At 47.2% G+C, this 13,704-nt stretch carries 3 protein-coding genes; all 3 read left to right on the forward strand.

All coding sequences use genetic code 11. From position 1 onward, the window contains the following. The first annotated feature begins 305 nt into the window (after nucleotides 1-305). From KIH87_RS06350 to KIH87_RS06360, 3 genes are read left to right on the forward strand one after another with little or no spacing between them, the layout of a single operon-like run. Nucleotides 306-2,798, forward strand: coding sequence for a penicillin acylase family protein (locus tag KIH87_RS06350; protein ID WP_232360693.1), 2,493 nt, complete (start codon nucleotides 306-308; stop codon nucleotides 2,796-2,798). Next, complete coding sequence (locus KIH87_RS06355; protein ID WP_232360694.1) at nucleotides 2,798-4,699, forward strand: cyclic peptide export ABC transporter; 1,902 nt, start codon at nucleotides 2,798-2,800, stop codon at nucleotides 4,697-4,699. Before KIH87_RS06350 ends, KIH87_RS06355 begins: the two co-directional genes overlap by 1 nt. Then, entirely contained in the window at nucleotides 4,696-13,701 is a 9,006-nt protein-coding gene (locus KIH87_RS06360) for a non-ribosomal peptide synthetase (protein ID WP_232360695.1), read from the forward strand. The genes KIH87_RS06355 and KIH87_RS06360 overlap by 4 nt, the downstream gene beginning before the upstream one ends. Nucleotides 13,702-13,704: the final 3 nt, after the last annotated feature.

A 13,704-nucleotide genomic window follows, 5' to 3' on the forward strand; every position in this document is an offset into this window, starting at 1 on the left:
ATTTAAGAAATGCAAATATTTAACCCATTTGGTGTGTTTGTTTTTTATCCTGAAATCAGTTTACAACAAGTGAGTGGCTGGTTATTATTTTTGGCGAAATGTGGTGTAAGTAATTGTAAAATAACAAAAAAGTAAAAAATATTCATCGTTTTGGTATTAAATTTTTACTACCTCAAGTCTGATTCAATTTCACATTTCAATATTTTTACTTCTAAAACAGCTTTTTAAATAACGAGCTTTTTAAAAGAAGTAACCGAATTAACTGCCATTAATAGTGGCTGAAATTTTATAACGGGCTGCTTGTGATGTTGAATAATTCATTTCCAATATTAAGTCGTTTTATGGCATGGATTATTGCCCCTGTTTTAGTCGGGTTAATTTGGGGCTATCAACATTTTAATCAAAGTTTGCCGCAAATATCGGGTGAGGTGAAATTAAATGGGTTGTCGGCACAAGTTGAAATTGTGCGTGATAGCAATGCTGTGCCTCACATTTATGCGAAGCAGGATCCGGACGCCTTTTTCGCTTTGGGCTATGTGCATGCACAGGATCGCTTATGGCAAATGATGTATCAGCGTCGTTTTGGGCAAGGGCGGCTAAGTGAAGTCTTAGGGTTTGATGCGCTGAATATTGATAAGTTGATGCGCACACTGGGGTTGCATCATTTGTCCAGCCAAACCATTGCTCATCTGGATAAGCAAACACAAGTTAGCCTGCAAGCCTACGCTGACGGCATCAATGCCTGGTTAAGTGAAGGCCATGTATTGCCGCCGGAGTTTAGCATTCTGGATCTCACGCCTGAGAAATGGCAGCCATCAGACTCTGTACTGTTGTTAAAGTTAATGGCATTGGATTTGGGTCAGAACTTCGGCGACGAATTAACCTTTGATTCTTTGGTCAAGGAACTTGGGCTGCAAAAAGCGGCGCAACTAACGCCAAATTATCCAGAAGAAGGAGTCACTGTCACGGAAGCGAATGACCTCACTTCTCCTCAATTGAATCGTGAATTACTGTCTTTAAGCGACACCATCCAACGGCCTTCCGGTGTTAGCAATGCTGCGATTGGGAGCAATGCCTGGGTTGTTTCTGGCCGTCATACCGTGTCGGGTTTACCGCTGTTATCAGCCGACCCGCATTTGGCGAATCAAATCCCGGCTTTGTGGTATCTGGCTGAGATTCAGGGTGACAAGCTGCACGCCATTGGTGCTACCTACCCGGGAGTACCTTTTGTTATTTATGGTCACAATGGCTTGATTAGCTGGGCAAGCACCAATTTAACTGCCGATGTTCAAGACCTCTATGTCGAACGCGTTCATCCCGTGCATGAGGATATGTATGAGGTTGATGGTCAGTGGCAGGCTATGACGGTTCGCGAGGAATGGATCAAGGTGAAGTCTGATTTGCCGGAAATGCTGGATGATCCGGTTCCTCCGCTAAAATGGCTGGCTCGCAGCACTCGCCATGGGCCGTTAATCAGTGATGCCATGGGAAAAGTGGAAAACCCATTGGCCATGCGTTGGACTGCATTAATCGCTAGCGATACCTCAATGGATAGCTTGCGTGATATCAATTATGCCCGGGATTGGCATGAGTTTACTGAAGCGATCCAGGATTACGTCGCCCCTGCCTTAAATTACCTGTATGCCGATATTCACGGCAATATCGCTTACACAGCGGCTGGTCATATTCCGGTCAGGCAACAAGGTGACGGACGTTTACCTGTTCCCGGCTGGCGTTCAGATTATGAATGGCTTGGCATGATCCCCTTTAATGAGTTGCCCAATGGCATTAATCCTGCTCAGGGATTCTTTGTCAGTGCCAACAATAAGATTCATAGCGACGATTACCCTTACCTGATATCCAGCAGTTGGTCGCCACCTTATCGCGCAGAAAGAATTACAGAACTTCTTCAAGCTCAAATTACCGCAGGTATTAAGTTTCAGGTTGAGGATTTCTCACAGATGCAAGGGGATGTGGTGAGTTTGCAGGCGAAAAAGCTGGTCAACTTTTTGGCGAGCTTAACACCTGAAACTCAAGTGCAGAGCCAGGTATTGGCGCGTTTGTCGGATTGGCAGGGGAATTTAACCGCAGACAGTGAAAGCGCTGCTATTTTTCAGTCCTGGCTACGTAATTTTAATGCGCTCTTGGTGAAGGACGATCTGCGCGGCGACTTATTACATGTCGCTCGCGGTGATGAATTACAAGGTCTGGTCAATCGCATCCAGCCCGTATTTATTGAACATCTTCTTAATGCGCCTGATTCTGATGAGTCTCGCATGTGGTGCGACCAAGCCCATACGCCAGAAATGGAAACCTGTCAGCAATTAGCACTACTGGCCTTGGATGATGCCATTGCCGAACTGAATAAACATGCTGGCACAGACGGAACCTGGGGCGATGTGCATCACAGCGTTTATCCGCACCCGGTATTTACTCATGTACAACTGCTTGATTATCTCTTTGATCGTGAAGTCCCCGGTTCTGGTGATGCTTTCACCATTAATGTTGCCGACTGGCAGTATTCTGAAGATAAAGGCTATCAACAGCGAATTGGCCCGAACTATCGTCAGGTTGTTGATATGAGCAACGTGCAAGCGAGCGGCTTTATTACCAGTACAGGGCAAAGTGGCAATATCCTCAGCCCGCATTACGACGACTACATTCTGGCTCATAAACATAATCAGTTATTTCCCATGTACTTTGGGAAAGCGCACTTGCCTCAAGGTGCTTCGGTGTTGCGCCTTGTGCCCGCAACATCCTCTAAAGAATCAAATCGAGCATTGGGAGAGGCAGAATAATGACAACATTAAGAAGCGTTTTTGGGGCATTACTGAAGAAAACTCGATCCTTTACGGCTCATTTTTCCAATAAATCATCTTTTTCCAATGAATCATCGTTTGCCAACCAGAGCAAGGATCAGAGCCCGCCACCGGGACAAGAGGATGTTTTAAATGCTATCAAATTATCAAAACTGTTTGGGCAAGCTGCGCCAAATCGCGTGTTTCTCGCTATTGTGCTCGGTAGTTTGGCGGGGTTTGCCTATTCCATCATGATCCCCTTGGTGTTGATGTCACTTCGTCCGCCGCCAAGTCGTTTGTTGCAAGTGGAGGGCTACGAACCTTTTATGCTGTTTGGGACGTTTGAGGTTTCCACGCCTAAATTAGCCTTGGCCTTTTTCCTGTTATGCATGTTTATTTTGCTATGTCAGGCCTCGTCGCAAACCTTGTTGTCCCGGGTTGCGATTGAAATGACCAAACGCTTGCGCATGGATATGTACCGACGTATTTCTCGCTTACCCATTCAGGATTTGGAACGTATTGGCCCCTCACGATTAATGGCAGGGATCACCGCCGATATTCCCGGTGTTATCAGTGGCGCGGCTGTATTTCCCGAGCTGGTGGTGAACATCGCTACTTTGCTTGGCTTGTTGGGATTTCTGATTTACCTCAACTTGCCGGTGTTTGTGTTCATCATTCTCACCATTTTGGCGGGGGCGATGACCTATCAACTGCCGATTTATATTGGCAGCAAATACATAGAACGAGCGCGGCATCGTTTCGATCTGATCCACGAGTCTATTCGCGGCCTGATATACGGCGCTAAAGAGCTGAAGATCAACCAACAGCGCCAGCAATCCTATTTAAATCAGGATTTATTCAAGCTGGAGCAGGATCAAGCACAAGACGACAAGCGAGGGCAGACCTTTATTGTCTTCGGTACAACCTATGGCAACCTGATTAGCTTCTTCGCCATTGGCTGTGTGACTTATGTGATGGCGAATTACTACGCGCTGTCTCAGGAGCATTTGACCGGGGTCGTGATGGTCATGCTGTACATTACCGGGCCAATTGCAGCGTTGATTAATGCGGTTGGGCCCATTGCACGCGCCTCGGTTTCTGCCCGAAAATTGCAGGGCTTAAAACAGGACATGCCGGTTGAAGCCGGGTGGGGCAAAGACGGCGTGATCGATTGTGAACGCTTGGCTCTCAAAGGGCTAACCTTCGCCTATCAAAACAAAAATCTGGATGAGTCCTTTCATGTTGGGCCAATCGATCTCACGTTGAATCGGGGCGAAATTACCTTTTTAGTTGGCGGCAATGGCTCGGGTAAGACTACGCTGGCGAAAATGCTGTCGCTGCATTACCTGCCAGAAAGCGGCAGCCTGCTGTTTGATGACATCGAAGTAACGCCCGAGAACCGGGAAGCCTGCCGTCAGAGCGTGTCTGCTATCTACACCGACTTCTATCTGTTTACCCGTTTGTTTGGCATCGACAACCCTCAAATTCAGGCGCTGGCGAATCGTTATATTCAGGATTTGCACTTGTCTGGCAAGGTGGAAGTGCGCGACGGTCAGTTTTCAGGAACCGCGCTTTCAGATGGGCAAAAAAAGCGTTTGGCCTTGCTGGTGACCTATCTGGAAAATCGCTCTATTTACGTGTTTGACGAATGGGCAGCGGATCAGGATCCGGTATTTAGAGAAATCTTCTATCGACAAATACTGCCCAGTTTAAAAGCCATGAACAAGCTGGTGATTGTCATAAGCCATGATGATCGCTATTTCGATGTGGCGGACAAAGTGGTGCGTATGGAAAACGGCAAAGTGCATAGTGTTCAGCTTAATCATCCTGATCAGAATCAGTCAGATCTGACTCGCTCCAGCGATTCCAGTAAAGATATTACTATGGAGGAGAACTCATGATGTCACAGGGGTATCAGCAAACGCTGGTGGGGCGATTGGCGCAATACGCACAGCCGGAAGGCGAGTTGGCAAGACCTGACGCAACCGCTTTTGAATTTCTTCATGGGGATGATGTAAACGAACCTCTGGCTCGGGTGGATACTCTGACTTTTCAGCAACTGGATGCACAGGCGAAGATCTTGGCTGTTCGTCTGTTACGCCAAATTGCTGCTGGGGCTGCTGTGGAAAGAACGGCGGGACAAAAAACGGCGGGACAAACAGCCGTGGGACAAAGAGCCGCAGGACAAAGAGTCATCCTGTGCTATCCGCCCGGGCTGGACTACATCAAGGCTTTTTACGCTTGCCTGTACGCCGGCATTGTTGCGGTTCCTTTGTACCCGCCCCAAGGCAAGGCCAATACTCGCCGTTTTCGCCATGTTATCAATACCTGTGGTGTGAACTACATCCTCACTACGCAAGAGATGCAAAGCAAGTTTGTTGCGAGACTCTTGCAAACCTCTGATCACGAACACTCAGCTCAAGCCTTGCCTGATCTGAACGCCGAACAATTTATCTATACCGATGCGTTGTTAGCTGAGCCGCATAGCGACCTGGATTCATTCGTTTGGCCAGACATCAGCCCTGACTCACTGGCATTTTTGCAGTATACCTCGGGCTCAACGGGCGACCCCAAGGGCGTGATGATAACTCACGGCAACATCATGGCGAATCTGCGCTTGTTAGAGCAAACCACAGGTTGTCATCAGGGTGATACCTTTGTGAATTGGTTGCCCTTGTTCCACGATCTCGGGTTAGTGAATGCCATGCTGTTACCCGTTTATTTGGGCACGCGTTCGGTATTAATGGCACCGCTGACCTTTGTCGCCAATCCTGTGTATTGGTTACAGGCCATTAGTCATTATCGCGGTAGCATTTGTGGTGCGCCGAACTTTGCTTATGAACTCTGTTTGAAAAAGGTGCCAGAAGAGGCGATAGCGGGACTGAATCTGGATTCCTGGCGCATTGCTTTTAACGCCGCCGAGCCGATTTTTCCTGAAACCTTATCTGAATTTGCTCGCAAATATGAGTCTGCGGGCTTCAAGCAAGGCAGTTTCTTTCCCAGTTATGGCATGGCGGAAGCCACGGTGTTTCTGTGTGGTTGTATGCATGAGCCGGAGCATATTGTTCGTCTCGCGCTTGATGGCAAATCCATTGCTATTGAGTCAAATCCACCCACAGAAGGCAAGTCTGCCGTTGCCTGTGGTGATATTTCCCGAATGCAGCAATGCGGGCACGATATTCGTATTGTTGATCCTGAAACCTTCTGCGAATTGCCTGATGGGCAAGTGGGTGAGATCTGGGCAAGAGGAAATAGCATTGGCGTTGGCTATTGGCAACGCCCAGAACAAACTCATGACACTTTTTATGCGCTCTTACAACAAGAAGAGCAAAATGCCAGAGCTGATGATGCTGGCTGGCTGCGCACGGGTGACTTGGGCCTGGTTCACAACCATCGCTTGTATGTCACCGGGCGCATTAAAGAACTCATTATCATTGCGGGGCAGAACTATTATCCCACGGATATTGAACGCACGGTTCAAGAAGCTCATTCGGCGTTAACGGTTGGCGCTGGCGCAGCGTTTGCGGTGGAGCAAGACGGCGAAGAGCGTTTGGTCGTGGTTCAGGAAGTGGCGCGCACCGCCTTAAAAGAATTGAATTCTCAAGCGGTATTTCAATCGGTATTAACCGCAATTGCTCAAGAGTATCAGCTCGATCCTTACGCCATTTTGCTGGTGAAACCCGCCAGAGTGGAAAAGACCACCAGTGGTAAAATTCAGCGAAAACTGGCACAGCACAAGTACCTGACGGGCGAGATTGATAGCATTGCTGCTTACGTTAAGGGGCAGTCTGCTGTTGAACCCGAGTCTCAAGAACAAGCTCTGAACGAAGTTGAACAGCATACAACTCAAACAAGAGCACCGAATGAGCTTGAAGCTTTTTTGATACAGGCATTACAGGATGAGTTGTTTGATGGCTCACGCCAAGAGCCAGAGGAAATATCACCGGACGACAGTATTTTCTCACTCGGTGCTAATTCTATCGTGTTGACGCGATTACTGTATCGAGTGAACAAGCATTGGCAGGGAAAATTAGCAGAAGAATTGTCTATTGCCTGCATTTTTGAATACCCCACCATTGCGCAATTGGCGGCTTATATTCGTTCGCAAATGGCTCAATTGCAAATGCAAGTGGCTGATGTTTCAAATGTTCTCACTGACGTTTCTCTTTCCTCCTCTATTGAGAAAGTCAAAGCTGACTCGTTAATCCCCATGACACCCGCGCAACAAGGGTTATGGTTTCAATGGCAAATGGAACCTCAAAGCGCTGCCTACAACGAGTATCGGTTTTTTTCCTTGCAGGGCGAAGTGAACACATCGGCATTAGAGAGCAGTTTCAGGCATTTGATTGAACGACACGAAATCCTGCGCACTTGCATGATCCGTGATGATTCAGGCTTTTACTTACAGCCGTTAGCCATTGATGCGGCTGACCAGTTTGTGATGCCTGTGCTTGCGGTTTCAACCCGAGCCGAATTAGATCAGTCTTTGACCGAGGCTGTTATTGCGCCTTTTGATCTCATTACTGGTCAGGTGATCCGTGCCAAACTAATCCGTTTTGCCGATGACGCCTATTTATCTGTGTCTATGCATCATATTGCGACAGATGGTTGGTCGGTGGCGTTATTGATTCAGGAATTATCGACCCTGTATCAATACTATGCCGATGCTGGCAATGCTGAGTTGTCGCTGGAGCAGCAATTACCATCGCTTCCTATTCAGTTTTCAGATTATGCGGCATGGACTCATCAAGCGCTAAACCCGTCTCAAGAGCAAATTCAGTCTGGGTTGCTGTATTGGAAGGAACGTTTAAAAGGTGCGCCTGAACTGCACAATCTGCCGTTGGATAAACGCCGTCCGATGTATCAGACAATGTCTGGCGGGTTGGTGCAGCATCAACTTTCTGCTGAACAGCTAAAGCAAATAAATCAGTTCTGTGATGCTCACAATGTCACCTTGCATATTTTCCTGCAGTCAGCCTTAGCGGTGCTTTTAGCTCGCTATAGCGGAGAACATGGAGAAACTGGCGAGCAGGATATTGTGATTGGCTCACCTTATGCCGGACGTTCACAACCCGAATTGCAGCACTTGGTCGGTTATTTTGTGAATATGTTGGTTTACCGACATCAATTCACCGCTGACACGAATTTCACCACTCTGTTACAGCAAACCCGAGAACAGGCGGTTGCGGCCTATACGCATCAGTTAGTGCCTTTTGAAATGCTGGTCAATGAATTACAGCCACAACGCAGTTCCGCCTATAACCCCTTGGTGCAAATTGCCCTGGTCGTTCAGAACAATGAAAGTGCCGATTTGACCTTGGGTAAGGTATCTATTCAGGAATATGCATTGGCTAATGCGCCGGTGTTTGCCAAATACGATTTGGAACTGTGCGTGAGTGAGTCAGGATCACAACGTGGACTGTTGCTGCAATGGCGATATCGGGATGACCTGTTTCTATCCTCTTCTATTCAAGGATTAGCCGATTGTTTCGATGAGTTGCTGACGAATTTGGTGCAATCACCTGATACACCTGTGAGTCAGGTTGCATTGTTATCTGCTGCTCAATTACAGCAGTTAGCTGAGTGGTCAATGCCTGTTGCTTCTGTTCAGAATGAAGGTGAACAGTCCCAGATCGAAAATACGTTTGAATCTATCTCACAGCGATTTGAATCGTTCGCCAGTCACTATCCGAATAACATTGCCGTTCAGTGTGATGATGAGTCACTCACTTATGACGCTCTCAATAATAAGGCCAACCAGCTTGCGCGTTATTTGCTGAAACAGGGCGTGAAGTCGAGCTCTTTAGTCGCTTTATACTTTGAGCGTTCTGTAGACATGCTGGTGGCGATCTTGGGCGTGCTTAAAAGCGGCGCGGCTTATTTGCCCATTGATACCAATAATCCGGAATCACGTACCCAATGGATTTTGCAGGATGCCAATGTCGATATCTTGCTCACGCATTTGGAAGCCAGTGAAACCGCCAGTTGGGATTTTCAGTCTATCGTCAATAGTACAGTCAAGACATGCATTACCATTGACAGTGCGCATACCTCTTTGGAATTACAGTGTTTTTCCACCGCGAATATCAGTGTCGATGACGCACATTTTGTTCCAGCCAAAAACCATAGGGCTTATGTTATTTATACCTCGGGCTCCACCGGACAACCCAAAGGTGTAGAGGTTAGCCACCATAACGTATTGCGTTTGTTTTCCAGTAGCGATGCCTTGTTTGATTTTAGTGAGCAAGACGTTTGGACGCTGTTTCATAACTATGCTTTTGATTTCTCGGTTTGGGAAATCTGGGGCGCGCTGTTGTATGGCGGTCGTTTGGTGGTAGTGCCTTATTGGGTGGCACGAGAGCCGCAGCAGTTTTTACGCTTGTTGCAAGAGAAAAAGGTATCGGTGCTCAATCAAACCCCTTCTGCTTTTGAACAGGTTTTGGCTGCCGATGTTGAGGACAGTTCAAGTCAAGCTCTCGCCAGCTTGCGTTACGTCATCTTTGGCGGTGAAGCGTTGGATTATCAAGCCTTGTCTCCCTGGTTTGAACGCTATAGTCAAAGTGATTGCAAGCTGGTGAACATGTACGGCATTACTGAAACCACCGTGCATGTGACTTTCTATGAAGTCACTCAGAACGAAGACCAAATGCAGATAGGGAGCGTCATTGGGCGACCTTTGCCAGATTTGAGCGTGTGTATTCTGGATGAGCAACTGCAACCTGTTATGCCGGGCGCTTATGGCGAAATTTGCGTCATGGGCGAGGGTGTCACGTTGGGATATTTGAATCGACAAACGCTTACGGCGGAACGATTTATCGAGCACTCCCTGCCTTTTTCAAACCTGTCGAATAAGGTTCGACTCTATCGCTCTGGCGATATTGGGCGCTTCTTGCCTGATGGCAATATCGAATATCTCGGACGACGTGATCATCAGGTGAAAATCCGTGGTTTTCGTATTGAGCTGGGGGAAATTGAAAACGCACTTCTGAACTGTAAAGTGAGTGTTGAGGACAAATCGCCGATTGCCATTCAACAGGCTGCGGTATTGGCTTGTTCTCTCACCAAATCGAATGGTGATGTGAGTGGAAAGGATAATCACAAGCAACTTGTGGCTTTTGTGGTTAGCGCAGGATTGAGCGAATGCGATCATTGCCATTTCAAAAGCGAACTGCATCACCAATTACGTGATTCTCTCAGCGGCGCTCTTCCCGGTCATATGATCCCGTCGGCTTTTATTGTCATAGACGCGATTCCACTGACCCACAACGGCAAGCAGGATAACAAGGCCTTGTTGGCCTTGTTGGCCTTGGCGGCCTTGGCGGATGCTTATTTTCAAAACAATGCCCAAAGTTCAGATAGAGAGCTGGTTACGGCGAGTAATGAGCTGGAACAAAAGCTATGTGGCATTTGGCAGCAAGTGTTGGGCATCGACAAGGTCGGTATCAGAGACAACTTCTTTGTGTTAGGCGGCGATTCCATTCTTGCCATTCAGGTAGTGGCTCGCGCGAAAACCCAAGGCATTTTGTTTACGGTTAAAGAACTGTTTCAACATCAAACCATTGTGGAATTGTCGTCCGTGGTTCGTGTTAGTCCGGATATTCTGGTGGCAAGTGAACAAGACGATATCGTCGGTGCTGTTCCTCTTTTACCTATTCAGCATTGGTTTTTCGAACGGGATTTACCTGTTCCAGAACATTACAACCAGTCATTGGTGTTAGATGTGCCAGTGTCATTTTCTGCAAGACATTTGCACAATATTGTTGCGGCTTTGTATCAGCGCCACGATGTGTTACGAGCGCGATTTGAACCTGTACAGGGTGTGCTTGAATCAGAGCAGCAGAAGCCTCAGTGGCAGTGTGTATTTGCTCCTTTTAATCAGAGTATGGTGGATGACTCCATTATTGTTGACGATGGGCAAAATGCTCTGGATGGAATGAGCTCTAACGCAAAAGAAAACAGTCGTTCCGAGCGGATACGTGCACGTACTGAGCAAGTGCAGGCAAGTTTTAATATTGAGCTGGGGGGCTTATTTAAAGCCGTGCTTTTTACCGAATCTACGCATTCTGAAAGTGCTCAATCCAACTCTTTGTTGCAACCCAATCCCAAACTATTGTTGGTGATGCATCACCTGATTTGTGATGGTGTTTCCTGGCGTATTCTGTTGGCGGATATTTTCGATTATTGGCAGCAGTTACAAGATGGTAAGGCAATTCAAATTGCTGCGAAAAGTGCTTCATTAACGCAATGGAGCAACACATTGCGGGGCTATTCTCAGTCTCGGGATGTGCAACAACAGCGCGATTTTTGGTTAAGCCAATTGCCTGCAAACCAATTATCTGCAAACCAATTATCTGCAAGCTTCTCGCCAGTAAAGGAACCGACACGCCTGATCAAAATAGAATTGCAGTTAAGTAAAAACGATTCTCTGCGTTTACTTGGCAATATTCATCTGGCTTATCACACACAAGTGCAAGATATCTTGCTAGGCGCGCTGTTAAACGCCTTTGGGCGATGGACTGGAAAATCGGCAATACGTGTGGATATGGAAAGCCATGGACGACAGCTTGCTGGCGAATATGAAATGGATTTGGGCGCAACCCTTGGTTGGTTTACGGCGTTGTATCCGGTGTTTTTACCCTGTGGTGTTGCTGAGCAAACAGGCACTTATGGTGAGCATCTCGCGTTACTGAAAGAGTGTTTGCGCCGTGTTCCACAACAAGGCGTTGGCTTTGGTGTTTTAAATTATATTGCTCGAGACCCCGAGATACAGCAGGCGTGGCAAAACTCTCCTGCCGAGTTGTTGTTTAACTACCTGGGACAGGTTGACAACTTACTGCAAAATGGCGATGGCGATGGCGATGCTGATTCAGGAGGCAGAAAGCACTGGCATTTGCATCGCTTGAGTGGATTGTCTTCCTCGTTGAAAAATCCACCAGCCTATCCGGTTGAAGTGAATGCCATGTTGCAAGCTGAACACTTCAATATTCAGTTCCAGTTTGACGCCATGTGGGCAAGTGCTATTGAGAGCCATAATACCTCTGGTCATCTTCACCAGTTTGTTGCCTTATTCCGAGAATCGTTAGAACAATGTCTGCTGCATTGTGAAAGCATGGTTAAGGCTGGCAAACAGCAGGCAACAGCCTCTGATTTTCCGTTGTTATTGTCTTGCTATCGCCAGTCTCAAGCCTCTTACTCTGATACTGATGCAGACGTTACAAGCGCATTTTTGGAGCCAAGCCACAGGCAATTGCAAAATACCTTGAACAAAGTCGTTCCCAAGATTAATCAAGGAGTTCACCATTCGGTTTCTGATATTTTCCCACTGTGCAGCACTCAGGAAGAAATACTGTTTCAGGGCTTGTTAACGCCTGATTCAACAGCGTATTTCGAGCAGGTGAGCTTTGCCTTACACAATGGATTAAATCGCGATGCTTGGTATGCCGCCTGGAATGACGTATTTCAACGTTATCAGGTGCTTCGTACCGGGTTTGACCATAACCACTTTATTCAACCTATGCAGATTGTGTTTACCCAACTCTCGCTACCTTGGCAGGAGCATGATTGGAGCGAGTTTAATCAGGATCAGCAACAAGCACGGTTGGAAACTGAAAAACGGTTACAACGCGAAGCGGGTTTTCAGTTCGATAAAGCGCCGTTAACGCAATTTCATTTGTACCAGCTTTCTAAACAGGAATGGCATTTCGTTTGGAATTTCCACCATATCCTGTTGGATGGATGGTCGATGTCCTTGATTATTGCCGATGTGCTCGCCTTGTATGAAAAAACGGTTTCCAGCACTTCTGATGACAAATCGTCTATTTCCTTATCAGCTGTACCCGCCTATCAAGGCTACATCGGCTGGTTGCAGGAACATTCCCATGAAGCCGCCTTGCTGTATTGGCGAGATTATCTTGCGGGCTTGAATCAGCCTCCGCAAATGGCATTTGATGCTGAGGCTAATGTGAAAAATTTAGCAGCCTCAAATGATCCCGGTGAAAATGCTTCCGAACAAAAGGAGACAGCCGTTCAGCGTGACAAATACGCTTTGAACTTACCGGAAACCTTGCAACAAGCCATTCAGAATCTGCAAACTCAACAAGGCGTGACGTTAAACACTTTGGTTCACAGCGCGATGGCCTTGTTATTGAGCCATTACAGTGAAAGTAACGATGTGGTGTTTGGTGAAACCGTGTCGGGACGACCTGCCGATTTAAATGACGTAGAGAACATGGCGGGCTTGTTTATTCATACCATTCCGGTGCGTTATCAGTTTGAGCCCATCGCTGCATTGAGCTTGCAACAGTGGTGGCAACGTATTCATCAAGACAATGTGCAACGTGAGCAATATGCCTATTTATCGTTGGCAGAGATCCGCGCTCAATCGGAATTGGCCGCAAAATCTGTAGAGCAGAAAGCCGGTAGTCAGCCCCTGTTTGACTACTTGCTGAATGTTGAAAGTTACCCCATCGACGCCGAGCGTTTGGCTCAGTCGAGCATTTTGGCGCGTGATGATATTAGCCACTATGCCCAAAACAGCTTTCCTTTCACGCTGGTTTTTGTACCAGGAACTGACTTGCATTTGTATCTGAGTTACGACATGGCTCGTTTCAAGTCGTCAGACATACAGCAGTTCGTTGCAGATTTATTGAGCTTGCTGACATTGATGAGCCATAAGCCGGAACTTTCCATTGCTCAAGTGCTTGCCGAATTGCAGCAACAGAAGCAAGACACAGTGAAACAAGCCATGCAAAACCTGCGTTCTCGACGTGGCAACAGAGCGAGCGCACAAACGCTTCCTGAAACCTCGGAAACACAAAGCGACACGGATGCCGACCAGAGTGAGAACCGACATTCCGTAAGAGAAAAACGACGATCACGACAAGCGATTTCCTTTAAGTCTTAGCTT

The organism is Paraneptunicella aestuarii (genome assembly GCF_019900845.1).
GTDB lineage: Bacteria > Pseudomonadota > Gammaproteobacteria > Enterobacterales > Alteromonadaceae > Paraneptunicella > Paraneptunicella aestuarii.

What these genes read in the sequence shown, in the direction of transcription:
- KIH87_RS06350 (WP_232360693.1), top strand. Translation starts at nt 306, where the DNA reads ATGTTGAATAATTCATTTCCAATATTAAGTCGTTTTATGGCATGGATT.
- KIH87_RS06355 (WP_232360694.1), top strand. Translation starts at nt 2,798, where the DNA reads ATGACAACATTAAGAAGCGTTTTTGGGGCATTACTGAAGAAAACTCGA.
- KIH87_RS06360 (WP_232360695.1), top strand. Translation starts at nt 4,696, where the DNA reads ATGATGTCACAGGGGTATCAGCAAACGCTGGTGGGGCGATTGGCGCAA.